At 76.1% G+C, this 22,569-nt stretch carries 23 protein-coding genes; 14 read left to right on the plus strand and 9 right to left on the minus strand.

Translation table 11 applies throughout. The annotated features are described in order from the left end of the window. Positions 1 to 134 precede the first annotated feature (134 nt). On the plus strand, positions 135 to 497 hold the full coding sequence (locus MUU72_RS10285; protein WP_248012867.1) for a hypothetical protein: 363 nt from the start codon (positions 135 to 137) through the stop codon (positions 495 to 497). Positions 498 to 545: 48 nt separating this feature from the next. On the opposite strand, the gene MUU72_RS10290 is transcribed toward MUU72_RS10285, so the two are convergent. Together MUU72_RS10290 and MUU72_RS10295 are read right to left on the minus strand one after the other, a co-directional pair. Continuing rightward, positions 546 to 1,445: a PhzF family phenazine biosynthesis protein gene (locus MUU72_RS10290; RefSeq protein WP_248012868.1), complete on the minus strand. Its 900-nt coding sequence runs from the start codon at positions 1,443 to 1,445 to the stop codon at positions 546 to 548. Positions 1,446 to 1,497: 52 nt separating this feature from the next. After that, entirely contained in the window at positions 1,498 to 2,433 is a 936-nt protein-coding gene (locus MUU72_RS10295; RefSeq protein ID WP_248012869.1) for an SDR family oxidoreductase, read from the minus strand. A gap of 180 nt (positions 2,434 to 2,613) precedes the next feature. Between MUU72_RS10295 and MUU72_RS10300 the strand changes: the two genes are divergently transcribed. Genes MUU72_RS10300 through MUU72_RS10310 form a run of 3 tightly spaced genes read left to right on the plus strand, consistent with a single transcriptional unit; the run spans position 2,614 to position 6,073 of the window. Further along, positions 2,614 to 3,945 (plus strand): multidrug effflux MFS transporter, encoded by a 1,332-nt coding sequence (locus MUU72_RS10300; RefSeq protein ID WP_248012870.1) that lies wholly within the window; start codon positions 2,614 to 2,616, stop codon positions 3,943 to 3,945. 14 nt (positions 3,946 to 3,959) lie between these two features. Next, positions 3,960 to 5,075, plus strand: a complete 1,116-nt coding sequence (locus MUU72_RS10305; protein WP_372503058.1) for a serine hydrolase domain-containing protein — start codon at positions 3,960 to 3,962, stop codon at positions 5,073 to 5,075. Between the two features lie 44 nt (positions 5,076 to 5,119). Then, positions 5,120 to 6,073, plus strand: a complete 954-nt coding sequence (locus MUU72_RS10310) for a small ribosomal subunit Rsm22 family protein (RefSeq protein WP_248012871.1) — start codon at positions 5,120 to 5,122, stop codon at positions 6,071 to 6,073. A 32-nt stretch (positions 6,074 to 6,105) separates the two neighbouring features. On the opposite strand, the gene MUU72_RS10315 is transcribed toward MUU72_RS10310, so the two are convergent. Next, a complete protein-coding gene (locus MUU72_RS10315) occupies positions 6,106 to 6,285 on the minus strand; it encodes a DUF6243 family protein (RefSeq protein ID WP_248012872.1) in 180 nt (59 codons plus the stop codon). A 167-nt stretch (positions 6,286 to 6,452) separates the two neighbouring features. Between MUU72_RS10315 and MUU72_RS10320 the strand changes: the two genes are divergently transcribed. Together MUU72_RS10320 and MUU72_RS10325 are read left to right on the plus strand one after the other, a co-directional pair. Further along, positions 6,453 to 7,052 carry a TetR/AcrR family transcriptional regulator gene (locus tag MUU72_RS10320; RefSeq protein WP_248012873.1) on the plus strand — a complete coding sequence of 200 codons (600 nt, stop codon included), beginning with the start codon at positions 6,453 to 6,455 and terminating at the stop codon, positions 7,050 to 7,052. A gap of 140 nt (positions 7,053 to 7,192) precedes the next feature. Continuing rightward, positions 7,193 to 7,933, plus strand: a complete 741-nt coding sequence (locus MUU72_RS10325; RefSeq protein WP_248012874.1) for a bifunctional DNA primase/polymerase — start codon at positions 7,193 to 7,195, stop codon at positions 7,931 to 7,933. A 191-nt stretch (positions 7,934 to 8,124) separates the two neighbouring features. Here the strand turns inward: MUU72_RS10325 and MUU72_RS10330 are convergent, their stop codons facing one another. The 3 genes from MUU72_RS10330 to map all read right to left on the minus strand — a co-directional run bounded on the left by MUU72_RS10330 (position 8,125) and on the right by map (position 11,699). After that, a complete protein-coding gene (locus MUU72_RS10330) occupies positions 8,125 to 9,108 on the minus strand; it encodes an SCO2278 family lipoprotein (protein ID WP_248012875.1) in 984 nt (327 codons plus the stop codon). A gap of 966 nt (positions 9,109 to 10,074) precedes the next feature. Then, on the minus strand, positions 10,075 to 10,740 hold the full coding sequence (locus MUU72_RS10335) for a biliverdin-producing heme oxygenase (protein ID WP_248012876.1): 666 nt from the start codon (positions 10,738 to 10,740) through the stop codon (positions 10,075 to 10,077). A 101-nt stretch (positions 10,741 to 10,841) separates the two neighbouring features. After that, complete coding sequence (map, locus tag MUU72_RS10340; RefSeq protein WP_248012877.1) at positions 10,842 to 11,699, minus strand: type I methionyl aminopeptidase; 858 nt, start codon at positions 11,697 to 11,699, stop codon at positions 10,842 to 10,844. Positions 11,700 to 11,766: 67 nt separating this feature from the next. On the opposite strand from map, the gene MUU72_RS10345 reads away from it, so the two are divergent. Next, positions 11,767 to 12,012, plus strand: coding sequence for a hypothetical protein (locus MUU72_RS10345; RefSeq protein ID WP_248012878.1), 246 nt, complete (start codon positions 11,767 to 11,769; stop codon positions 12,010 to 12,012). A 12-nt stretch (positions 12,013 to 12,024) separates the two neighbouring features. On the opposite strand, the gene MUU72_RS10350 is transcribed toward MUU72_RS10345, so the two are convergent. Next, the gene (locus tag MUU72_RS10350) at positions 12,025 to 12,774 is read right to left on the minus strand and encodes a hypothetical protein (protein ID WP_248012879.1); all 750 of its coding nucleotides are present in this window, start codon (positions 12,772 to 12,774) and stop codon (positions 12,025 to 12,027) included. Positions 12,775 to 12,866: 92 nt separating this feature from the next. Continuing rightward, complete coding sequence (locus MUU72_RS10355) at positions 12,867 to 13,826, minus strand: dihydrodipicolinate synthase family protein (protein ID WP_248012880.1); 960 nt, start codon at positions 13,824 to 13,826, stop codon at positions 12,867 to 12,869. A 165-nt stretch (positions 13,827 to 13,991) separates the two neighbouring features. Between MUU72_RS10355 and MUU72_RS10360 the strand changes: the two genes are divergently transcribed. The 6 genes from MUU72_RS10360 to MUU72_RS10385 all read left to right on the plus strand — a co-directional run bounded on the left by MUU72_RS10360 (position 13,992) and on the right by MUU72_RS10385 (position 18,293). Then, the gene (locus tag MUU72_RS10360; protein ID WP_248012968.1) at positions 13,992 to 14,675 is read left to right on the plus strand and encodes a FadR/GntR family transcriptional regulator; all 684 of its coding nucleotides are present in this window, start codon (positions 13,992 to 13,994) and stop codon (positions 14,673 to 14,675) included. A gap of 431 nt (positions 14,676 to 15,106) precedes the next feature. After that, positions 15,107 to 16,198 (plus strand): ABC transporter substrate-binding protein, encoded by a 1,092-nt coding sequence (locus MUU72_RS10365; protein WP_308403806.1) that lies wholly within the window; start codon positions 15,107 to 15,109, stop codon positions 16,196 to 16,198. Beyond that, positions 16,195 to 16,974, plus strand: a complete 780-nt coding sequence (locus MUU72_RS10370; RefSeq protein ID WP_248012881.1) for a carbohydrate ABC transporter permease — start codon at positions 16,195 to 16,197, stop codon at positions 16,972 to 16,974. The genes MUU72_RS10365 and MUU72_RS10370 overlap by 4 nt, the downstream gene beginning before the upstream one ends. Beyond that, complete coding sequence (locus tag MUU72_RS10375; protein WP_372503059.1) at positions 16,938 to 17,168, plus strand: ABC transporter permease family protein; 231 nt, start codon at positions 16,938 to 16,940, stop codon at positions 17,166 to 17,168. Before MUU72_RS10370 ends, MUU72_RS10375 begins: the two co-directional genes overlap by 37 nt. Positions 17,169 to 17,210: 42 nt before the next feature. After that, positions 17,211 to 17,966 (plus strand): NADPH-dependent F420 reductase, encoded by a 756-nt coding sequence (gene npdG / locus MUU72_RS10380; RefSeq protein ID WP_248012882.1) that lies wholly within the window; start codon positions 17,211 to 17,213, stop codon positions 17,964 to 17,966. Between the two features lie 108 nt (positions 17,967 to 18,074). Continuing rightward, the gene (locus MUU72_RS10385) at positions 18,075 to 18,293 is read left to right on the plus strand and encodes a hypothetical protein (RefSeq protein ID WP_248012883.1); all 219 of its coding nucleotides are present in this window, start codon (positions 18,075 to 18,077) and stop codon (positions 18,291 to 18,293) included. 17 nt (positions 18,294 to 18,310) lie between these two features. Here the strand turns inward: MUU72_RS10385 and MUU72_RS10390 are convergent, their stop codons facing one another. Beyond that, positions 18,311 to 19,096 (minus strand): site-2 protease family protein, encoded by a 786-nt coding sequence (locus MUU72_RS10390; protein WP_248012884.1) that lies wholly within the window; start codon positions 19,094 to 19,096, stop codon positions 18,311 to 18,313. Between the two features lie 99 nt (positions 19,097 to 19,195). Here MUU72_RS10390 and MUU72_RS10395 point away from each other — a divergent pair, with 99 nt between their 5' ends. Next, positions 19,196 to 22,555, plus strand: coding sequence for an AfsR/SARP family transcriptional regulator (locus tag MUU72_RS10395; RefSeq protein ID WP_248012885.1), 3,360 nt, complete (start codon positions 19,196 to 19,198; stop codon positions 22,553 to 22,555). The last annotated feature ends 14 nt before the right edge of the window (positions 22,556 to 22,569 follow it).

Below are 22,569 nucleotides of genomic sequence, written 5' to 3' on the forward strand. Positions count from 1 at the left end.
CCGTTCCGCCCCCGCCTGCTCGGGGGGTGGGGCGGGGCCGCTCCTGCGAGCGCGGCGCGGGCTGGCCACCGGGCCGGTGCGCCGGGGGCAGTACGCTCGTGGTTTCCCGGGCAGTCGCACAAGGGGGCGCCGAGGTGCTGAAGCACTACTACCGGCTGGTGTATTGGAAGAGACGGATCGCGCGGGCGCTGGGGCGGCGCCGCGGTCCGGGGGCGGCGGGCGCCGGAGGGCGCGAGGCGTACCGCGGGGGCGGGCGGGCGCCCGGGCGGGTGCGCCGATTCGCCGTGCGCGTCCGGCCGTTGCTGCTGTTCCTGGTGATGGTGCTGATCGCGGTGGTGGCGTCGGCGCTGCTGGGGTGGCGGGACGACACCTTCGGCGCGGGGCCGCGGGAGGGCGGGGTGGTGACCGTCCGGCCGGCCGGTGACGCGGCACGGGGCGGGAGCGTGGCGCCGTGCGCGCCGGGGGACCGGGTGTGCGCGGTGCCGGCGGCCGGCTGACGGGGGGCGGGGCCCCGCCCGCGGTGCGCGGTACGGAGCCCCGCGGGCTCAGGCGCCGGCCGCCGGGATGCGGGTGGCGGTCCCGCTGACGTGCGAGCGCGGGTCGCCGGACCGCAGATCGACCGTCAGCAGGCCCGGCCGGCCCAGGTCGTGGCCCTGGTGGAGGGTGAGCGAGGCCGGGGCGGTGACCAGGCCGAGGGCGCGGACGTACCCGCCGAAGGCGGCGGCCGCGGCGCCGGTCGCCGGGTCCTCCACCACCCCGCCGACCGGGAACGGGTTCCGGACGTGGAAGACCGTCTCGTCCTCCCGCCACGCCAGCTGAAGGGTCGTCAGGTCCAGCCGCCGCATCAGGGCGGCCAGGCGGTCGAAGTCGTAGTCGAGTGCGGCCAGGCGCTCGCGGGTGGCGGCGCCGAGAACCAGGTGGCGGGCGCCGGCGTAGGCGATGCGGGGCGGCAGCGCCGGGTCGAGGTCGGCGGCCGGCCAGTCCAGGGCGGCCAGCGCCTCGGTGAGGTCGGCCGGGCCGATCGCCTCGACGCGCGGCTCGACGCTGGTCAGCGTGGCCCGCAGGACGCCGTCCTGCCGGGTGACGGTGACCGGGACCGGGCCCGCCTGGGTGGCGAACACCAGGTCGCCGGGGCCCAGGCGGTCGGCGAGGGCGACCGCGGTGGCGATCGTGGCGTGCCCGCAGAAGGGGACCTCGGCCAGCGGGCTGAAGTACCGGATGGTGAACGCCCGGCCGGGCTCGCCCAGCCCCTCGGGGGGCGCGGTGAGGAACGCGGTCTCGGAGTAGCCCAGTTCGGCGGCGATGGCGAGCTGCGCGGTGTCGTCCAGGCCGCGGGCGTCCAGGACCACACCGGCCGGATTGCCGCCGTGGGGGTCGGCGGAGAACGCGGTGTAGCGGAGGATCTCGGACGTGCGGGCGTCCCCGGCGGTGGTCTCACGTGTCATGGCCGGTGAACCACCGGCCGCCGCCCGGCTATTCCCGGGCGGCGGGGGAGCGTCAGCCCCGGCCGATGTACGGCATGGCGGTCGCCATCACCGTGGCGAACTGGACGTTGGCCTCCAGCGGGAGCGCGGCCATGTGTACGACCGTACGGGCCACGTCCGCCGCGTCCATCACCGGTTCCGCCTCGGTCCGGCCGCTGGCCTGGAGGACCCCGGTCTGCATCCGTCCGGTCATCTCGGTGGCGGCGTTGCCGATGTCGATCTGGCCGCAGGCGATCCGGTACGGACGGCCGTCCAGCGACAGCGACTTGGTCAGCCCGGTCATCGCGTGCTTGGTGGCGGTGTACGCGATGGAGTGCGGCCGCGGCACGTGCGCGGAGATGGAGCCGTTGTTGATGATCCGGCCGCCCTGCGGGTCCTGCTCCTTCATGGTGCGGAACGCGGCCTGCGCGCACAGGAAGGCGCCGTTGAGGTTGGTGTCGACCACCGTCCGCCAGTCCTCGTAGGACAGCTCCTCGACGGGGACCGGCGGGCCGAACGTGCCGGCGTTGTTGAAGAGCAGGTCCAGCCGGCCGAAGCGGTCGCGGACCGCGGCGAAGAGGGCGTCCACCTCGCCGGGGCGGGTGACGTCGGTGGGGACCGGCAGCACCGCGGGGCCCTCGATGCCCGCGTAGCCGACCTGGCGGGCGGTCTCCTCCAGGGCCTCGGCGCGCCGGCCGGCCAGCACCACCGTCCAGTGGGCGGCGGCCAGTGCCAGCGCGACCGCCCGTCCGATCCCGGATCCCGCGCCGGTGACCAACGCCACCTTCCGGCCCGCCGCGCCGTCCTCCCGGGCCTCCTGGGGCGCCGGGGCGGTCCGCGGGGTCCGGCCGCCGCGCGCGGCGGGCGCCGGCAGCGTCGGCCGGTCCGCGGTCGCCGTCCCGCCCACCTGCCCGGCCCGTGCCACCGGCGCCGCGTCCGCCGTCCCTGCCCGCTCTGTGTTCTGTGCCATGGCGGCAGCGTAACGGCGTACGGGAGCGAACCCGGCACGCACCGGGCGGGGCGGCCAGCGGCCCCGGGCCGGGCGGCAGTTGGCGGACCGGGCGGGCCGCCGGGCGGCGCCCGGACGGGCCGGACGGTGACCGGGGCATGCCACCATGGACGCTGCCATCACCGACCCATGGAGACGCTCATGACAGAGTCCGGCGCCGCCGCGGAGACCCGGGACGAACCGGGACGGCCCGCCATATCCGGGCGGGCCGCCCCCGCCGCAGCCGCCACCCCCGCCCCGAAGCCTCGCCGCACCAGCCTCCTGGTCACCCTCGTCCTCGGCGGCCTCACCGCGGTCCCGCCGCTCTCCATGGACATGTACCTGCCGGCCCTGCCGCAGGTCACCGCCGCCCTGCACAGCCCCGCCGCCACCGTGCAGCTCACCCTCACCACCTGCCTGGCCGGGATGGCCCTGGGCCAGCTGGCGGTGGGCCCGATGAGCGACAAGTGGGGCCGCCGCCGCCCGCTGCTCACCGGCATGGTGATCTACGTCCTGGCCACCGCCCTGTGCGCGGTCGCCCCGAACACCGAACTCCTCATCGCCTTCCGGCTGCTCCAGGGCCTGGCGGGCGCGGCCGGCATCGTCATCGCGCGGGCGGTGGTCCGCGACCTGTACGACGGGGTGGCGATGGCCCGGTTCTTCGCCACGCTGATGCTGATCTCCGGGGTGGCGCCGGTGGTCGCGCCGCTGATCGGCGGCCAGATCCTGCGGATCACCGACTGGCGCGGGGTCTTCGTCGTGCTGACCGCGGTCGGGCTGCTGCTCACCCTCCTGGTGTGGCGGCGGCTGCACGAGACCCTGCCGCCCGCCCGCCGGCAGCCCGGCGGCCTCGGCCCGGCCCTGCGCACCATGCGCGACCTCCTCGCCGACCGGGTCTTCTCCGGCTACCTCCTGGTCGGCGCGTTCGCCTTCGCCGCGCTGTTCGCCTACATCTCCGCCTCACCGTTCGTCGTCCAGGAGATCTACGGCGCCTCCCCGCAGACCTTCAGCCTGCTCTTCGGGGTCAACTCCGTCGGCCTGGTCCTGGTCGGCCAGGTCAACGGCAAGCTGCTGGTCGGCCGGGTCGGCCTGGACAAGGTGCTGGGCACCGGCCTGGTGCTGATCGCGCTGGCCGCGGGCGCCCTGCTGCTGATGTCCTCCGGGGCCTTCGGACGGGTCGGGCTGGTGCCGGTGGCCGCCGGGCTGTTCGTGCTGATGTCCGCGATGGGCCTGGTCATGCCGAGCACCAACACCCTGGCGCTGCTGCGCACCCCGCACGCGGCCGGCTCCGCCTCCGCGCTGCTGGGCACCTCCACCTTCCTGCTCGGTGCGGTGGCCTCCCCACTGGTGGGCATCGCGGGCGAGCGGACGGCGGTGCCGATGGCCGTCGTCCAGCTGGTGTGCGGCGTTGCGGCGCTGGTGAGCTTCCTCGGACTGTGCCGGCCGTGGCAGCGTAAGGGGGAACGCACCGCCGGCGGGAGGACGTCACTCTGAACACGACGGGACTCGTGCCCGGCACACCGGCCGCGGCGGGCCTGGACCCCGCCTGGATCGGCCGGCTGGTCAGCGGTGTCCGGGCGCTGCCCGAGGGCCGGGCGCCGTGGTGCGCCGGCGCGGTGGTGCTGGCCGGCCGCGGCCCGGTGGTCGCCGCCGAGGCGGCGGCCGGCTGGGCGGTCCGCTACCGCGCCTACGACCCCGGGCGCGACCGGGGCGTGGAGCTGCCCCGCGACCGCTGGGAGCCGGTGCGGGTCGGGACCGTCTTCGACCTGGCCTCGGTCAGCAAGCTGTTCACCGCGCTCGTCGCGGTCCAGCAGGCCGAGCGCGGCCGGCTCGCCCTGGACGGCCCGGTCGGCGCCCACCTGCCCGCCGTCGCCCCGGGCATCACCGTCCGCGACCTGCTCCGGCACACCTCCGGCCTCGCCCCCGAGCTGCCGTTCCACGCGCACCGCGACCGGGACCGGCAGCTGGCGCTGCTGTGGGCCGAGGCGGCCGCCCCGACCGGCGGCCCGTACGGCGGGTACCGCTACTCCGACCTGAACCTCATCGTCCTCCAGCTGCTCCTGGAGCGGCTCACCGGCCGCCGCCTGGACGCCCTGGTGCGCGAGGGGATCACCGGCCCGCTGGGCATGGCCGGCACCGCCTACGGCCCGCTGGTGCCGCAGGGCGTGGCCGCCACCGAGGACCAGCGGCGGCCGTGGGCCAAGGCGGACCGGGGGATGCTGCGCGGCCGGGTGCACGACGAGAACGCCTGGGCGCTGGGCGGCGTCGCCGGGCACGCGGGCCTGTTCTCCACCGCCCAGGACCTCGCCGTGCTGTGCCGGACGCTGCTGGACGGCGGCGCGTACGGCGGGGTTCGGATCCTGGCGCCGGCGTCGGTGGCCGCGCTGCTGGACCCGCCCGGCCTGGGCTTCGCCGTGGACCAGCGCTCCTTCATGGGCGAGCTGGCCGGCCGGGGCGCGGCCGGGCACACCGGGTTCACCGGCACCAGCCTGGTCCTGGACCGCGCCACCGACACCTTCCTGGTGCTGCTCGCCAACACCGTCCACCCCCGGCGCCGGGACGGCGGCAGCGCGCCGCGGGCGGCGGCCGCCACCTGCCTGGCCCGCGCGGTGGCCGCCGCCTGACCGCCCGGCCCGGCCCCGCCCGGGACCCCCGTAAACTTTCCGGAATGCACGACGAACTGCGCGCCGCCCTGGCGGGCCTGCTCGACGGCCTGCCGCCCAAGCAGGCCGCGCAGGCCGTCGAGCGGCTGATCGCCAACTACCGGGGCCGCACGCCCACCGACGCGCCCGTCCTCCGCGACCGCGGCGACGTCGCCGCGTACGCCGCCTACCGGATGCCGGCCACCTTCGAGGCGGTACGGGCCGCGCTGGCCGCGTTCGCCGCCCGGGTGCCCGACTGGTCCCCGGCCACCCACCTGGACATCGGCGGCGGCACCGGCGCGGCCACCTGGGCCACCGCCGCCATCTGGGACGGTCCGCGCAGCACCGTCCTGGACTGGGCGCAGCCCGCCCTCGACCTCGGCCGCGAACTGGCCGCCCGCGCCCTGCCGGACACCGTCTGGCGCCGCCAGGCCATCGGCGCGGACCTCACCGTCCCCGACGGCACCGACCTGGTCACCGTCTCCTACGTGCTCGGCGAGCTGCGGGCCGAGGACCGCCGCGCGGTGGTCGCCGCCGCGGGCGCCGCCGAGTCCGTCGTCCTGATCGAGCCGGGCACCCCCGAGGGCTACCTGCGGATCCGCGAGGCGCGCGAGCAGCTGGCCGCGGCCGGGCTGCGGATCGCCGCCCCGTGCCCGCACGGCGGTGCCTGCCCGCTCGTCCCGGGCGAGGACTGGTGCCACTTCTCCGCCCGGGTCAGCCGCTCCTCGCTGCACCGCCAGGTCAAGGGCGGCTCGCTGGCGTACGAGGACGAGAAGTTCAGCTACGTCGCGGCCACCCGCCTGCCGGCCGCACCGGCCGCCGCCCGGGTCGTCCGCAAACCGCAGATCCGCAAGGGCCAGGTGCTGCTGGACCTGTGCACCGCCGACGAGGCGCTGCGGCGCGAGACCGTCACCAAGCGGCACGGCGCGGCCTACCGCGCGGCCCGCGACGCGGCCTGGGGCGACGCCTGGCCGCACTGAGGCCGGCGGCCCGGCACCGGGCCGCCCGCACCTCAGGCGCCGCGGGTCCGCTCCCGCATCCGGCGCAGCAGTTCCCGGCGCTGCTCCTGGGGGTCGCCGGACTCCGGCGCGCCCCGGCCGCGGCCGTTCGCGCCGCCGCGCAGCGCGCCCCGCGACAGCGTGCTCCGGGTGCCGCCGACGCCCAGCATGCCGCCCGCGTTTCCCTTGCTCATGGGACCTCCCTCGCTCCTGGACCACGGGGCGGGGCGCGGCCCTTGCGGGGACCGCGGCCCACCACCCCTCCGCGAGACGAACCGTCTCGCTCACGCCGTCATCCTGACCCAAGACGATCCGTCTCGTCAAGACGATACGTCTCGCCTTTGCCGCCTAAACTCCTCCCATGGCCAACAAGACAGCCCCCGACGCCTCCCGCCGCAGCGAACGCTCCCGGCGCGCGATCTTCGACGCCGCGCTCGCCCTCGTCGGCGAGGTCGGCTACGAGAAGCTGACCATCGAAGGCATCGCCGCCCGCGCCGGCGTCGGCAAGCAGACCATCTACCGCTGGTGGCCCTCCAAGGCCGCGGTCCTCCTCGATGCCTTCACCGCCGACGCGGAACCGGACTACGAGCAGGGGCTCCCCGACACCGGCGACCTCGCCGCCGACCTCAAGACGGTCCTGCACGCCACCGCCGACGAGTTCAACGACGCGACCTGGCAGGCCCCCTATCGCGCCCTGGCCGTGGCCGGGGCCAACGACGAGGAGCTCTCCCGCACCTTCGTCGGCCGCCTCCTGGAGCCGGGCATCCGCGTCTACGAGGACCGGCTGCGGGCCGCCCAGGAGGCGGGCCAGGTGGACCCCGGCGCCGACGTCCGGATCGCCGCCGAGATGCTGCTGAGTCCCTTCTCACAGCGCTGGCTGATGCGCACCGGCGAACTGACCCGCGAGTTCGTCGACACCCTCGTCGACCAGGTACTCGGCGGACTGCGCCCGCGCGCCTGAGCCGGCGGCCGCCGGGCGGCGATGGCGTGAAATGCCCCGTTCGCCCCTGGCGTGTTCACCCCGGATCCGCACACCGGTCACCTGGCGACCGGGATGGTGGCAGCATTGACCCCAGACCACCGCTCGAAGTGAGGGGATTGATGGAACGCAAGAGCAGGTTCTCCCAGTGGCTGCGCCGGCCGAGGAGCGGATCGGGCGGCGATACGGACACGGGATCAGCGGCCGGTCGCGGCCGTGCGGACCTGCTGATGGCGGCGGTGGACGCGGGCTTCCCGGTCGCCCCCGCCGCCCACCCCTCCGGCTACGGCTGCTCCTGCGAGCGCATCGGCTGTCCCACGCCCGGCCGCCACCCCATCTCCTTCGGCTGGCAGACCGTCGCCACCACCGACCGCGACAAGGTCGCCGCCTGGGTCCGCACCCTCCCGCAGGCCAACTTCATCACCGCCACCGGCATGGCCCACGACGTCCTCGACGTCCCCGTGGAGGCCGGCCGCCGCGCCCTGGCCCGGCTGGACGCCGCCGGTACCGACGTCGGCCCGGTCAGCCTCAGCGGCGCCGGCTTCGGCGACGGCCGGATGCTCTTCTTCACCGCCACCCGCGGCACGCCCGACGACGAGGACGAGTGGTGGCCCTGCGAACTGGACTGCCATCCCGAAACCCTCGACGAGCACCCCGGCTTCCGCTGGCACTGCCGCGGCAGCTACGTGCTCCTGCCGCCGTCCGCCCTCCCCGGTGACCAGCCCGCGGTGAGCTGGCTGCGCGGCCCCGAGCTCCCCCTGCCCGACCCGCTGACGCTGCTGGCCACCCTCACCGACGCCTGCGCCGAGGTCATCGACCGCGAGGCCGACCACGAGGCCGCGGCCTGGCCGATCGGGCGCTGAACGCGTCCGCGCACGGCGCCCCGGTCGGCCGGGGCGCGGGGGATGCGGCCGGCGGCGGCGCCGCGGCTGACGGGCCCGGCCATGGCTGACGGGCCCGGCCATGGGGCCCGGGGCGTTTGCCGGTTGCTGCCGTTCGGCGTGGGCCGGTCCGTGTCGTCGGGGCGGCCGCCGGTCCCGGGCCGGTGGGGTGGTTACAGCGCCTTCGCCGAGGTCTTGGCCTCGATCCGGTTCAGCACCGTGACGCTGCCGCCGGCGCTCTTCGCCGGGACCTTGACCGTCTGGCCCGAGACCGTGGTGAACGCCATCCGGGTGGCCTTCGTCGCCGGCCCCTCCACGATGCCGCGCAGCTCCGGCGGCACCGTGATCATCAGGCCCTTGGAGACCGTCTTCTGCTGGTGGTACACGGTCGAGAAGAACACCAGCGCCCCGCCGTCCGTGGTCCGCAGCGCCACCGGCGGCAGCTCCGACGCCTGGTCCTGCCACTGGATGCGGGCGCCCGGCTGGTTGGCCTGGCCGGCCCGCCAGGCCCGCAGCCGGTCGGTCTCCGGCCCGGGCGCGAAGGTGTCGCCCTTACCGGTGTTGAGGTAGTCCGCGTACGCCTGGCTCAGCTTGCCCGGGTCGACCGTCAGCCCGGAACCGTCCACCGGCACCGGCTCGGCGTAGCCGCCGGTGATCTTCAGGGCGGGGGCCTTGTTGTGGGCGAACGTCGCCAGGTACACCGCCCGCCACTTCGCGCTCAGGCCGTCCCGGCTGAACACCAGGAACCAGCGGGTGTTCTGGCCGTCCCGCCCCTTGCGGTTGGTGAGCCCGTCCGCGACGAAGAACCGCGGCCAGCCCTTCTGCTTGGGCACGGTGAAGTGCGTGTCGGTGAACGCGAGCGGGGTGAAGTTCGGGTTGCCGTCCGGGCGGACGCCGTGCGCGGCCTTGATCCCCGCCTGGTCGATGGCGAGCAGCGCGCCCGCCTCGTACGAGGGGTTCACCGTCGGGTCCAGCGCGCGGTTCGCCTTGTTGAAGCCCTCGGTGAAGTGCTGGAGCGCCTTGGCGGCATCGGCCTGGGACACCGCCGGCAGGATCTCGCGCTCGCCGTGCACCGTCATGCAGCCGCTCAGTATCACCAGCGCGGCCGCGGCCGACGTCAGCGTGGCGGGCACCCGGAACGGCGACCTGCGTGTCATGGGGCTCGGGCTCCTTCGGGGGCGACCGGGGTGGGGGGCGGGAATTTCGGCGGCAACCATACCCGGTGGGGGGTGGGTCCCACGTCGGGGCCGGGGTTTGTTGCGATTCCGCCGGGCCCGGCCGGTTGGTGGTTGCGCGCCGTGCCGGCGGGTGGGTTGTCGGGGGCCGCCCCACGTGGTCGCCGCCGGGCGCCGTGCGGGGGTGCGGTGGCCGTGTCTGCGGTGGCCGTGTCTTCGGGGGCTGTGCCTTCTGCCGGTGGGGGGTGGGGTGGGTGGTCGATGGCTTCTGCCGGTGGGTGGTTGCCCGGTCTCGCCCGGGCGGTGGTGGGTGGCGAGGTGGTCGCTCCTGCTGCCGGTGGGGGGGACGGGGCGGCGTGACCGGCCTGTTGCCGGTGGGGGGTTGCGGTGGCCGCGCCTGTTGCCGGTGGGTGGGGGCGGAGGGGCTGACCCGGACCCCGTCCTCGGCGCGGGCGGATCCGGTCCGTGCGATGAGGATTGCCCCGCGGTTCGCTCCTGCGGGCGGGGTCCGGGACATCCCCTCCGCCCTGCGCCGTGAGCGGCCGCCCCGCCGTCTCGGCCGGGGCCCGTTGTTGGGTGGGCCCCGTCCCCTCTGGGGCCTACGGTTCCGGCCTGTGGTCGGGGTGCCCCGGGACCCCAGCGGCCGTGGTCCTGCGGGTGGGGTCGGGTGGCAGGGGAGCCGGGTCCTCGGCGTGGTCGACTTCCCCCGAAGGTGGTCAGGGGCTCCGGCGGGGCCGCGACCCTGTGGGTGGTGTGCGCGTTCCCGGGTGGGTGGGTCTCCCCCCCCGCCGTGGCGCGTCCCCCCGGTGGTGGTCGCGGCCACCGGTGGGGTGGGCTCGTCCCCAGGTGGCGTGGTGTGTTCCCCGTGCGGTGCGATTCCTCGGGTTGGGGTGCTGCTGGGGGCGCGCCAGGGGTGGGGAGGGGTGGGCTGCGTGGGGGAGTTGGGGGTCAGGCGGTGAGGGGGAACTCTTGGTGGAGGGCGCGGAAGACGGCGGTGTTGAGGGTGAAGGCGTGGCGGCACTCGTCCAGGACGCGGTGCTTTTCCAGGTCGTCGAGGGGGAGGGCGTCCAGGAGGGAGCGGTAGGTGCGCTTGAAGGCGGCGGGGTTGGCTATGTCCGCGAAGACGTAGAAGCGGACGCCGTCGCCCTTGCGGGGGAAGCCCCAGGTCTTCTCGGCGATGCCGCGGATGGCCTGGCCGCCGGAGAGGTCGCCGAGGTAGCGGGTGTAGTGGTGGGCGACGTAGCCGGCCGGCCAGTCTCGGGCGCAGGCGGCTATCCGGGCGGCGTACGCGGCGGTGGCCGGCAGGGGTGAAAGGCCGGTGCGCCAGCCGGGGCCGGCGAGGTGGGCGAGGTCGCGCTCCAGCTCGGGGAGGCGGGCGAGCTCCGGGCGGAGGAAGGGGCCGGCGACCGGGTCGGCGGCCAGCGCCGGGGGGACGTCCTCCAGGGCGCGGTAGACGCACCACAGCTGTTCCGTATAGCGGCGGTAGGCGGCGAGGCCGAGTCGGCCGCCCAGGAGGTGGCCCATGAAGGGGGAGCGCTCGGCCTCGGTGTGCTGCTCGTGGGTGGCCGTGCGGAGAGCCGACGAGAACGGCGCGGGCGGGTGGGACGCTTCCACGGCGGACCTCCGGTGGTGGGAACAGGCCGATGACGGACAGCCGTCAGGTCAGTCAACCTGTTCCCGACAACCTGTCGGTAAAAACGCTACGCCCCGCCGGATCAGGGCAGCGTAAGGATCTCCGTACCGGTCTCGGTCACCACCAGCGTGTGCTCGAACTGGGCGGTCCGCTTGCGGTCCTTGGTGACCACGGTCCAGCCGTCCTCCCACATGTCGTACTCGTGCGTGCCCAGCGTCAGCATCGGCTCGATCGTGAAGGTCATGCCGGGCTTGATGTCGGTGGTGTGGTGCGGGCTGTCGTAGTGCGGGACGATCAGGCCGGAGTGGAAGGAGGAGTTGATGCCGTGGCCCGTGAAGTCGCGGACGACTCCGTAGCCGAAGCGCTTGGCGTAGGACTCGATGACCCGGCCGATGATGTTGATCTGGCGGCCCGGCTTGACGGCCTTGATCGCGCGGTTGAGCGCCTCGCGGGTGCGCTCCACCAGCAGCCGGGACTCCTCGTCCACCTCGCCGCACAGGTAGGTGGCGTTGTTGTCGCCGTGCACGCCGTTGATGTAGGCGGTGACGTCGAGGTTCACGATGTCGCCGTCCTTGAGGACGGTGGAGTCCGGGATGCCGTGGCAGATGACCTCGTTGACCGAGGAGCACAGGGACTTGGGGAAGCCGCGGTAGCCGAGCGTGGAGGGGTACGCGCCGTGGTCGCACATGAACTCGTGGGCGACGCGGTCCAGTTCGTCGGTGGTCACGCCGGGCGCGATGTGCTTGGCGGCCTCCTCCATCGCCTGGGCGGCGATCCGGCCGGCGATCCGCATCCGCTCGATCGTTTCGGCGTCCTGCACCTCGGGCCCGGTGTACGGGGTCGGCGCGGCCTTGCCGACGTACTCGGGGCGCGGGATCGAGGCGGGGACGGGGCGGGTGGGGGAGATCTTCCCCGGGACAAGAAGCGACTGGCCAGACATGCCAGCGAGTGTATCCGCGGGCCGTCGGGCAGGATGGGGGCACGGGAGACACCCTCAGGAGGCGGCGATGGCGCTGTTCAAGCGGCGGACGGTGGGCAAGCCGGGCGAGTGGTACTACTGCCTCAGGCACCAGACGGTCGAGGAGGGCCCGCAGTGCCGGGCCGCCGACCGCTTCGGGCCGTACGCGTCCCGCGAGGAGGCCGCGCACGCGATGGAGACCGCGCGGGAGCGGAATCTGGAGTGGGAGACCGACCCCCGGTGGCACGACATGGGCAAGGGGGGCCGCCGCGACGACGGCGGGGACGAGGGGTAGCCGGGCGCCGGCTCACCAGCGCGCGGGCGGCGGGGCCGCGAGGGCCTCGGCGAGGCGCGCCAGCCGGTCGAGGAAGCGGCCGCGGCGCGCGGCGGGCCGGCCGTTCTCCCCGGCGGCGGCGCTGACCAGGTGCTGGACGGTGTCCAGGTCGAGGCCCGGGGTGTCCGGGTCGAGGCCCGGGGTAACGGGGTCTAGGCCCGGGGTTTCTGGGTCGAGGCCCGGGGGAGTCGGGGCGTGCGGGGCCTTTGCGGCGGCCGGGGTGTCCGGTGGGGCTTGGGTGTCCGGTGGGGCTTGGAGGCCGCCGGACGGTGGCGGGGCGGCGGTCAGGGCGTCGTGGGCCAGGGCGTGCAGGTCGCGGTCGCCGGCGTCCAGGGCGAGCACCGTGGCGCCGTTCCGGCGGGCGTCGTGCACCCGCTCCAGCAGCCCGGCGCCCGGCGCCTCCGGCGTCACGACCAGCAGCGTCGCACCGCGCCCGGCGGCCGCCAGCCGGCCCAGGCCGATCGCCAGGTGGGCGGGCGCCGTGCCGGGCACCCGGTGCCGGACCAGCGTCGGCGACAGCTCCGGCAGGCCCGACCAGGCGGCCTCGTCGTCCAGGTGGGCGGCCAGGTGCCAGGGCTCGTAGCCGGCGCTGCCGACCAGCAGCAGACCGCCGCCGTGCGGGGCCACCGCGGTTCGCAGCGAACCGGCGAACCGGCGGGTGGCCTCCATCCACGCGGTCCCGGCGAGGGCCTCACGCAGCAGGGTGACGCGTACGGCATCCATGGCGCGGCATGCTGCCGCACCGGCGGGGGCCGCGGGGGCCGGGCGCCACGCGGGTCACCCGTTCGGGCGGTACCCGGGACCGCCGGGCACGGTCAGGAGGGCGGCCGGAGACCGGCGTCCGACAGCCGACGTCCTACCTCCTGGAGCGACTCCTCGCCGAGCGGGATCTGCGGGGCGGCGGTGTCCCGGCGGGTGATCACGCCCAGCAGCTCCAGGGCCGCCTTGAAGCCGCCGAGCGCGGAGGAGCTGCGGCCCATCTCGGCCTCCGGGCCGGTGTCGGTCAGCCGGTGCAGGGAGACCAGCCGCTCCTGCTCGGCGGCCGCCCGGGACCAGTCGCCGGCCCGCGCGGCCTCGTAGAGCCGGACGTAGCCCGCCGGATCGACGTTGCCGAGGCCGGGGACGACACCGTCCGCGCCCGCCAGCAGGGCCGCGTCGGTGGTGAGTTCGGAGCCGGTCAGGACGGCGAAGCCGGGAGCCGGGCCGGTGCTGCGGCCGGTGCGGCCGCCGAGGTCCACCAGCAGCCGGCGCAGTGTGCCGTCGTCGCCGCTGGAGTCCTTGAGTCCGGCGAGCGTGCCGTCCTCGGCCAGTTCGCGGACCAGGGCCGGCGCCAGTTTGCTGTGCACGGCGGCCGGGATGTCGTACGCGATCAGCGGCAGGCCGGTGGCGGTGCGCAGGTGGCGGAAGTGGGCGGCGGTCTCGCGCGGATGGGTGCGGGTGTAGAAGGGTGCGGTGGCGACCAGGGCGTCGGCGCCGAGCGCGGCGGCGCTCCGGGCGTGCTCCAGGACGCGGGCGGTGGTGGTGTCGATGACACCGGCCAGCACCGGGACCCGGCCGGCGGCGGCGGTGACCACCGTCTCCAGGACGGTCGCGCGCTGATGGTTGGTCAGGTAGGCGGCCTCGCCGGTGGATCCGAGGGCGAACAGGCCGTGGACACCGGCGTCGAGGAGCCGGCAGACCAGGCGGGTCAGCGAGGCGGTGTCCACCTCGCCGTGCGGGTCGAGCGGGGTGCAGACCGGGGGGATGACGCCGTGCAGCGGGGCGGGGAGTGCCATGGGGGCCTCCAAAGGCGGCTCTGAGCTGGGATATCTGACATGGGATGTCTGATATCGCGGTCACAATAGGCATGCGCGCGGGTACCGGGTCAAGGATTCCCGCGCCCGGGCGGGCCGGACGGGGTCCGGCGGGCGAGGCGCGGGCGAGGAAGAGGGGCGATGGGGATGGCGCGAGGGACGATGGCCGAGGACGTCCAGGCGCGGATCAAGCAGCTGATCCTGGACCGCGGCCTGACCACGGGCGATCCGCTGCCCACCGAGGCCGAGCTGGTCGTCCTGCTCGACGTCAGCCGCAACTCCGTGCGGGAGGCGCTCAAGGCGCTCCAGGCGATGCGCATCGTGGAGATCCGGCACGGCTTCGGCACGTACGTCGGCGCGCTCGGCCTGGAGCCGTTCGTGGAGGGCGTCGCCTTCCGGGCCGCGGTCCGCCACCAGCAGGGGGAGTCCAGCCTGTACGAGCTGATGGAGGTCCGGGAGGCGCTGGAGGCGGGACTGATCGGCACGGTGGCGCGCGGGCTGCCGGAGGCGGATCTCGCCGTCCTCAAGGGGCTGGTGCAGCGGATGGCCGAGGAGGCGCGCGGCGGTGAGGTGCTCAGCGCCACCGACCGGGCCTTCCACCTCGCGCTGTACCGCTCGCTCGGCAACCACCTGCTGAGCGAGGTGCTGGACGCCTTCTGGGCGGCGCTGCGCCGGGTCCGCGAGGACCTCGCCGACGGCCGCCCCGACCCGGAGCTGACCTACCGCCAGCACCAGGAGATCGTGGACGCGCTGGAGGCGGGCGACGCCGGGCGGGCCGAGGCGGCGATGCACCGCCACTTCGACGGCATCCGGCGGCGGCTGACGCCCTGACGGGGCCGGGTGGCCGGGCGCGTCCCGTTCACCGGGATGTCACCCGGCGTCGGCCGGGCCGTTGCCGACCCGGAAGACCGCCAGGTGCCGTGCCTTGACGGCCCGTTGGGCGCTCCCTGTCGTCCGCAGGACGAGGGACGTCCTACGTCCTCCCGTGGTGGGGGTGACCCGTGACCTGCGCGCTCTACGCGACCTCAGTGCCGTACCGGGCCGGGACCGGGCGGTGCGCCCGCTCCCGGATCCCCCTGGCGGAGCCGGCATGACCGGGCGCGCCCGGCGGCGGCACCGCGCGCGAGGGCGCCCGCCGGCGCACGGTCCTGGGCGGGGCGGCCGCGGCCGGACTCGCCCTGGCCGGCTGCGGCGGCGCGGACGGCGGCGGCCCCCGGGAACGGCGGCGGGGCCAGCGCATCACCCTCAGCTTCTGGTCCTGGGTGCCGGGCATCGACGCCCCGGTGGACCTGTGGAACCGCACCCACCCCGAGGTCCGGGTGCGGGTCGAGAAGGTGTCGGCGGTCAACGGCGAGCAGTACGCCAAGATGCACGCCGCGATCGCCGCGGGCAACCCGCCCGACCTGGGCCAGATCGAGTACCCGGTGCTCCCCGCGTTCCTCCTGGCCAACGGGTTGCGCGACCTCGCCCCGCCGGGCGCCGCCCGCTACCGCGACCGGTTCGCCGCCTGGCAGTGGCGGCAGGCGTGCCCGGGCCCCGGTGTCTACGCCATCCCGCAGGCCGGCGGGCCGATGGGGCTGTTCGTCCGGCAGGACCTCTTCGACCGGTGGGGGGTGCGGGTACCGCGGACCTGGGACGAGTACGCCGCCGCGCGGGAGGTCCGCCGGCACGGCGCCTGGATCGAGACCTTCGCCCCCGCCAACGGCAACCGCTTCGCGGGCCTGGCCTGGCAGGCCGGCGCCCGCTGGTACACCACCCGCGGCCACACCTGGATCGTGCACCTCGACGACCCGCCCACCCGCGCGGTCGCCGACTTTTGGGAGGCCCTGGTCCGGCAGCGGCTCGTCAAGACCGTCCCGGACCGCCGCGACGCCTGGTACAAGGACATCCAGACCGGCGCCATCCCGGCCTGGATCGGCGCCAGTTGGGGCGACGCCCTGCTGGCCGGCAACGCCCCCGGCACCCGGGGGAAGTGGCGGGCCGCCCCGCTGCCCCAGGGACGCGCTGGACTTCGCGGTCTGGCTCAACACCGCCCCGGAGTCCCTCGCCCTGCTGATCAAGAGCGGCTACGGCTTCCCCGGCGCCCGGACGGGCTACGACCTCACCGCCCTCGACGCGGACCGGGACTTCTTCGGCGGCCAGGCGTACAGCGCGGTCTTCGCCGACGCCGGGCGCACGTGGACACCGGCTGGCGGTGGGGGCCGGGCGTGGACGCCCTCTACCAGCGCCTCGGGGACGCCTTCGGCGACGCGCTGGCCGACGGCGGCTCGTTCCGCTCGGTGCTGGCCGCGGTGCAGCGGCAGACCGTCGAGGACCTGCGCGACCGGGGCCTGGCGGCGGAGGCCGGCGCATGAGGGCCGCCGCCGGGCGCCGCCCCGGCCGGGCCGCGGCCGGCTTCCTGCTGCCCTTCCTGGCCCTCTTCGCGCTCTGCTACCTCGCCCCGCTCTGCCACGCGGTGTGGACCGGCCTCCACCGCACCCACCGCACCGGGCCGCTCGGCCAGGGCCGGCAGCAGGAGGTCTTCGCGGGCCCGGCGAACTACGCGCGGGCGCTCGCCGACGACCGGTTCCTGGCCGGCTTCGGCCGGGTGCTGCTCTTCGGCGCCGTCCAGATCCCGCTGATGACCGTCCTGGCCACCGTCCTGGCGCTGCTCCCGGAGAGCGCCGCCGCCCGCTGGACCGCCTTCTTCCGCGCCGCGTTCTTCCTGCCCTACGGGGTGCCCGGGGTGATCGCCTCGATCCTGTGGGGCTTCCTCTACGTGCCCGGCCTCAGCCCGCTCGTCCACCTTGCCCGGGCGGCCGGTCGGCAGGTCGACTTCCTCTCCCGCGGCAGCGTGCTGTGGTCCCTCGCCAACATCGCCGTCCGGCAGTTCACCGGCTACACCGTGCTGGTACCGGTCGCCCAGCTGAAGTCCGTCCCGGCCGAGCTGTACGAGGCGGCGCGGCTCGACGGGGTGAACGCCCGGCAGGTGGCCCGGCACGTCCAACTGCCGCCGCTCCGCCCGGCGCTGGTGCTCACCACCGTCTTCAGCATCATCGGCACCCTCCAGCTGTTCGCCGAGCCGATGGTGCTGCGCCCGCTCACCTCCGCTTCGTGCACATCTGGAACAACTACTTCCTGCCGCTGGTGATGCTCTCCGACTCCCGGCTCCACCCGGTCCAGTTGGGGCTGACCACCTGGCTCGGCTACGCCGACCGGCAGCCGGTGCTCTACCAGTACACGGTCGGCGGCGCGCTGCTGTCCGTCCTGCCGCTGATGGTGCTGATGGCCGTCCTCCAGCGGTACGGGCGCACCGGGCTGACCGACGGCGGGGTCAAGGCGTGACCGCACGGCGGCCCCCGCCCCGGGCGTGACAGTATCGCTGTCATGACTTCTTCCGACGCTGCTGCGACCCCGCCCGCCTCCTCGCCGGCCGCCCCGGCCGACGCCGCCAAGCCGGCCGCCAAGGACCCCTGGGACCTCCCCGACGTCTCCGGGCTGGTGATCGGCGTCCTGGGCGGCACCGGCGACCAGGGCCGCGGGCTGGCCTACCGGTTCGCCCAGGCCGGCCACAAGGTGATCATCGGCTCCCGGGCCGAGGAGCGGGCGCGGGCCGCCGCCGCCGACCCCCAGCTGGGCGGCCTGGGCGTCGAGGGCGCCGCCAACGCCGACTGCGCCCGGCGCAGCGACGCGGTGATCGTCGCGGTGCCCTGGGAGGGCCACGCCAAGACCCTCCAGGCGCTCCGCGAGGAGCTGGCCGGCAAGCTCGTCATCGACTGCGTCAACCCGCTCGGCTTCGACAAGAAGGGCGCCTACGCGCTGAAGCCGGCGGAGGGCAGCGCCGCCGAGCAGGCCGCCGCCCTGCTGCCGGAGTCCCGGGTCACCGCCGCCTTCCACCACCTCTCCGCGGTCCTGCTCCAGGACCCGGAGGTCGCCGAGATCGACACCGACGTGATGGTGCTGGGCGAGCGCCGCGCCGACACCGACACCGTCCAGGCGCTGGCCGCCCGCATCCCCGGGATGCGCGGGGTCTTCGCCGGCCGGCTGCGCAACGCCCACCAGGTCGAGTCCCTGGTCGCCAACCTGATCTCGGTCAACCGCCGCTACAAGGCGCACGCCGGGCTGCGGGTCACCGACGTCTGAGCCGCGGCGGCGGACCCGGACACCCGGAGCGGGGGAGGGGGCGGCGGGGGCGCCGCGGGCATAAGGGACACTGGGAGGCGACCGCACGACCCGACAGGAGCCGACCCCATGCCCTCCTTGCCCCCGCCCGGACCGGACCGGCGCCTCGCCGTCCTCGCCCTCGCCGTCTGCGTGCTCGCCGTCGCCGCGGCGGTGGTGTCCTTCGTCGAGGGCAGCTTCGTCGGCATCGTCTGGGTGCTGCTGGCCGGCATCTCCAGCAACATGGCGTGGTTCTACGTCCGCAAGGCCAAGCTGGAGCGGGCCCGCCGCGCGGCCGCCGCCGGCTGACGCCCCGGCGCGCCCGGCTACAACTGCGGGCCGCCCTCCCAGAAGCGGAAGAGCTCCCGGCCCAGCGAGGTGTCCAGGGCCGGGACGCCCAGTCCGGCCAGCACGGAGCGCACCAGCGAGAAGAACGCGTCGCCGACCTCCGGCGTCCACAGCAGCACGAACACCGCCAGCAGCCCGAACGGCGCGAGCGGCGCCACCTGCCGCCGGACGCCCTCCGGCAGCCACGGCGCCAGCACGCCGTAGCCGTCCAGGCCCGGCACCGGCAGGAAGTTCAGGAGGGCCGCGGTCACCTGGAGCAGCGCCAGGAACGCCAGCGCGGACCGGAACGCGAGGGGGACGCCGTCCGTCGCGTGGAGCCAGAACGGCGCGCTGACCACCACCGCGAACAGCACGTTGGTCAGCGGCCCGGCCGCCGACACCAGGCTGTGCCGCACCCGGCCCGGGATCCGGTCGCGCTCGATGAACACCGCGCCGCCCGGCAGCCCGATCCCGCCCATGAGCAGGAACAGCACCGGCAGCACGACGCTGAGCAGGGCGTGCGAGTAGACGAACGGGTTGAGGCTGAGGTAGCCCTTCGCGCCGACCGTGTGGTCCCCGGCGTGCAGGGCGGTGCGGGCGTGCGCGTACTCGTGCAGGCACAGCGACACCACCCACCCGGACGTGACGAACAGGAACACCGCGATCCCGGCCCGCGCGGCCAGGGCGCCGCTCCACACGGCCCAGCCGGAGACCGCCAGCACGGCGGTGAGCGCGAGGAAGACCGGGCTGACACGGCGGTCGGTGCGCGGGAGGGCGGTGGTCATCGCGGCGGGGCTCCAGGTGCTCGGGGGCGCGGGATACGCCCGTACCCGGAAACGCCGCTCGGTACGCCGGGAGTTCCGCCGGTGCCGGACAATGGGCCGGTGCGTTACGGAATTCTCGGCACCACCCGGGCCGGCCGCGCCGACGGCACCCCCGTCGCGCTCGGCGGCGCCCGGCTGCGCGCCCTGCTCGCCGCGCTCGCGCTGCGGCCCGGCCGGGCGCTGTCCGCGGACGCCCTGATCGCCGACGTCTGGGGGATGGACCCGCCGGCCGACGCGCCCGGAGCCCTCCAGGCGCTGGTCGGCCGGCTGCGCCGGGCCCTGGGCCGCGCCGCGATCGCCTCCGCCGACGGCGGCTACCTGCTGTGCGCCGAGCCGGACGCGGTGGACCTGTACCGCTTCGAGCGGCTGGCGGCGGAGGGCGGCCGGGCGCTGGACGCCGCCGAGCCGGCCCGGGCCGCGGCGCTGCTGGACGAGGCGCTGGGCCTGTGGCGCGGCCCGGCGCTGGCCGACCTGCCGGACGCCCTGGCCGAGGCGGCCCGCGCCGAGAGCCGCCGGCTGGACGCCCAGCGCCACCGCCTCGCCGCCGACCTCGCGCTCGGGCGGGCCGACCGGGCGCTGCCCACCCTGGCCGCGCTCTGCCAGGACCACCCGCTGGACGAGCCCCTCCAGGCGCTGCGGTTGCGCGCCCTGCGGGCCGCCGGCCGGACCGCCGAGGCGCTGGCCGCGTACGAGGGGATACGCGCCGGTCTCGCCGAGCGCCTGGGCGCCGACCCGGGTCCGGAGCTGCGCGCCCTGCACGCCGAGCTGCTGCGGCCGGACCTGCCCGGCGGCCCGGACCTGCCCGGCGGCCCGGACCTCCCGGCGGCGCCCGCCCCCGCCCCGCCGCCGGCCGCCGTGCCCGCCCGGCCCGGCAACCTCCCGGCCCGGCTCACCTCGTTCGTCGGCCGGGAGCAGGATCTGGCCGCGCTCCGCGCCGACCTGGCCGCGCACCGGCTGGTGACGCTGCTGGGCCCGGGCGGCGCCGGCAAGACCCGGCTGTCGCAGGAGGGCGCCGAGAGCGCCGCGGCGGCGCGGCCGGACGCCTGGCCGCACGGCGTCTGGCTGGCCGAGCTGGCCCCGGTGGACGACCCGCGGACCGTCCCGGAGGCGGTGCTGACCGCGCTCGGGGCGCGCGAGACGGTGGTCCGCGGCAGCACCGCCGAGGGGCTGCGGGCCGCCTCCGACGCCGCCGCCCGCGACCCGTACGCCCGGCTCGCCGAGCACTGCGCCGGCCGCCGGATGCTGCTGGTGCTGGACAACTGCGAGCATGTGATCGGCGCCGCCGCGGAGCTGACCGAGCGGCTGCTGACCGCCTGCCCGGGCGTGACGGTCCTGGCCACCAGCCGGGAGCCGCTGGCCGTACCGGGCGAGGTGGTGCGGCCGGTGGAGCCGCTGCCCGAGCCGGTGGCGCTGCGGCTGCTCGCCGAGCGGGGGGCCGCCGCCCGCCCCGGCTTCCGGACCGACGCCGATGAGGGGACCGCCGCGGCCTGCGCGGAGATCTGCCGCCGGCTGGACGGCCTGCCGCTGGCCCTGGAACTCGCCGCCGCCCGGCTCCGCATGATGACGCCCCGTCAGATCGCGGACCGGCTCGACGACCGCTTTCGGCTGCTGACCAGCGGCAGCCGCACGCTCCTGCCGCGCCAGCAGACCCTGCGCGCGGTGGTGGACTGGTCCTGGGACCTCACCGGCGAGCCCGAACGGGCCGTGCTGCGGCGGCTGTCGGTCTTCGCCGGCGGCTGCGACCTGGCCGCCGCCGAGGAGGTCTGCGCCGGCGACGGCGTCGCGCCGTACGAGGTCGCCGGACTGCTCGGCTCGCTGGTCGACAAGTCGCTGGTGGTGGCCGCCCCGGCCGGCACCGGGGCGCAGATGCGCTACCGGCTGCTGGAGACGGTGGCCGAGTACGCCGGGGAGCGGCTGGACGAGGCCGGCGAGCGGGCCGCCGCCGAACGCCGCCACCTGGCCGCCTACCGCGAACTGGCCCGCACCACCGACCCGTTGCTGCGCGGCGCCGGGCAGCGCGCCGCGATCGACCGGCTGGAGCTGGAGCACGACAACCTGCGCACCGCGCTGCGCCGGGCCCTCGCCGCCGGGGACGAGCAGGAGGCGCTGTGCCTGGTGCTCTCCCTCCAGTGGTTCTGGTCGCTGCGCGACCACAGCGGCGACACCCGCACCTGGGCCCCGGCCGCCGCCGCGCTCGGCCCCAACCCCTTCGCCCACCCCGTCGAACCGGCCCCCGACCTGTATGAGCGGCCCATCGACGCGCCCCCGCCGATGCCGCCCGAGCAGCTGCTGGAGGCCCGCCGGGAGGTCCGCCTGGTGGCGCTCTCCAGCCAGGACAGCGACCTGGAGGCGTTGCGCAGCCCCCGCGTGCAGGAGGAGCTGGCCGGCGCGATGGCCGCCTACCGGGGCGGGATGCCGCAGCTGTGCAAGGTGCCCGGGGTGCTGTGGTACTTCGCGGCGATGATCAACGGCCGGTGGGAGGAGCTGGCGGAGCTGGTCGACGGCGCGGTCGCCGCCTGCCGCGGCTTCGGTTACGAGTGGGAGCTGGCCTACGCCCTCCAGATGCGCTCCAAGCTCCTCAACGACCGCCCCGGCGGGCTGGACCTGGCCGCCCGGGACGCCGACGAGGCGCTGGGCGTCTTCCTGCGGCTGGGCGACTCCTGGGGCGCCGCCGAGGCACTGGCCGGACGCGGCGAGACCGCCGAGAAGCGCGGCGACTACGACAGCGCGGCCCGCGACATCCGGGCCGCCATGGTGCACGCCGAGGAGCTGGGCGCGCACGGCCAGGCGCTGCTGCTGCGGGCCCGGCTGGGCGCCGTCATGGTCGAGGCCGGCCGGGCGGACGAGGGCGAGCGGATGCTGCGCGAGGTGCTGGCCGAGGCGGAGGGCCGCAACAGCGGCCGGGACGCGGTGGCCTTCACCCGGATGGCGCTCGCCATGGCGCTGACGCTGGCCGGGCGCAGCCAGGAGGCCCGCCGTGAACTCCTCGCGGTCCGCGCCGCGTTCGCCGCCCGCGGCCCGGGCCTCTTCCTCGGGCTGCTGGACGCCTCGCTGGTCTCGCTGGACGTGGACGAGGGGTGCGGCGGCCCGGACCTGCTGCCGCGGATGCGCCGGGCGCTGGAGTTGACCCGGGACCCGCTGGCCACGCTGGTCGCGCCGGACCTGCCGGTGACGCAGCTGCTCACCGGCGCCCGGGTGCTGCTGGCGGTGCGCGGCGCGGACGCGGCGCGGGACGCGGCCCGGCTGATCGGCGCCTACGACGCGCTGCGGACGGTGGCGCAGGTCGCGCCGCGGATCGTGCGCGCGGACCGGGCACGGACCGAGGCGGCGGCCCGGGAGCTGCTGGCCGGGCCGGACTTCGCGGCGGCCCTGGCCGAGGGCGGCGCGCTCTCGCTGGACGAGGCCGCCGCCCTCCTCTGACGCGCCGGGCGGGC

This window comes from Streptomyces rhizoryzae (assembly GCF_023155275.1).
In the GTDB taxonomy this organism is placed as follows: Bacteria; Actinomycetota; Actinomycetes; order Streptomycetales; family Streptomycetaceae; genus Streptomyces; species Streptomyces rhizoryzae.

Bases quoted from the DNA above. Each gene is read 5' to 3' on its own strand.
- MUU72_RS10290 (WP_248012868.1), bottom strand. From the start codon at position 1,445: ATGACACGTGAGACCACCGCCGGGGACGCCCGCACGTCCGAGATCCTC.
- MUU72_RS10295 (WP_248012869.1), bottom strand. From the start codon at position 2,433: ATGGCACAGAACACAGAGCGGGCAGGGACGGCGGACGCGGCGCCGGTG.
- MUU72_RS10300 (WP_248012870.1), top strand. From the start codon at position 2,614: ATGACAGAGTCCGGCGCCGCCGCGGAGACCCGGGACGAACCGGGACGG.
- MUU72_RS10310 (WP_248012871.1), top strand. From the start codon at position 5,120: ATGCACGACGAACTGCGCGCCGCCCTGGCGGGCCTGCTCGACGGCCTG.
- MUU72_RS10315 (WP_248012872.1), bottom strand. From the start codon at position 6,285: ATGAGCAAGGGAAACGCGGGCGGCATGCTGGGCGTCGGCGGCACCCGG.
- MUU72_RS10320 (WP_248012873.1), top strand. From the start codon at position 6,453: ATGGCCAACAAGACAGCCCCCGACGCCTCCCGCCGCAGCGAACGCTCC.
- MUU72_RS10325 (WP_248012874.1), top strand. From the start codon at position 7,193: ATGGAACGCAAGAGCAGGTTCTCCCAGTGGCTGCGCCGGCCGAGGAGC.
- MUU72_RS10330 (WP_248012875.1), bottom strand. From the start codon at position 9,108: ATGACACGCAGGTCGCCGTTCCGGGTGCCCGCCACGCTGACGTCGGCC.
- map (WP_248012877.1), bottom strand. From the start codon at position 11,699: ATGTCTGGCCAGTCGCTTCTTGTCCCGGGGAAGATCTCCCCCACCCGC.
- MUU72_RS10345 (WP_248012878.1), top strand. From the start codon at position 11,767: ATGGCGCTGTTCAAGCGGCGGACGGTGGGCAAGCCGGGCGAGTGGTAC.
- MUU72_RS10350 (WP_248012879.1), bottom strand. From the start codon at position 12,774: ATGGATGCCGTACGCGTCACCCTGCTGCGTGAGGCCCTCGCCGGGACC.
- MUU72_RS10355 (WP_248012880.1), bottom strand. From the start codon at position 13,826: ATGGCACTCCCCGCCCCGCTGCACGGCGTCATCCCCCCGGTCTGCACC.
- MUU72_RS10360 (WP_248012968.1), top strand. From the start codon at position 13,992: ATGGCGCGAGGGACGATGGCCGAGGACGTCCAGGCGCGGATCAAGCAG.
- MUU72_RS10370 (WP_248012881.1), top strand. From the start codon at position 16,195: ATGAGGGCCGCCGCCGGGCGCCGCCCCGGCCGGGCCGCGGCCGGCTTC.
- npdG (WP_248012882.1), top strand. From the start codon at position 17,211: ATGACTTCTTCCGACGCTGCTGCGACCCCGCCCGCCTCCTCGCCGGCC.
- MUU72_RS10385 (WP_248012883.1), top strand. From the start codon at position 18,075: ATGCCCTCCTTGCCCCCGCCCGGACCGGACCGGCGCCTCGCCGTCCTC.
- MUU72_RS10390 (WP_248012884.1), bottom strand. From the start codon at position 19,096: ATGACCACCGCCCTCCCGCGCACCGACCGCCGTGTCAGCCCGGTCTTC.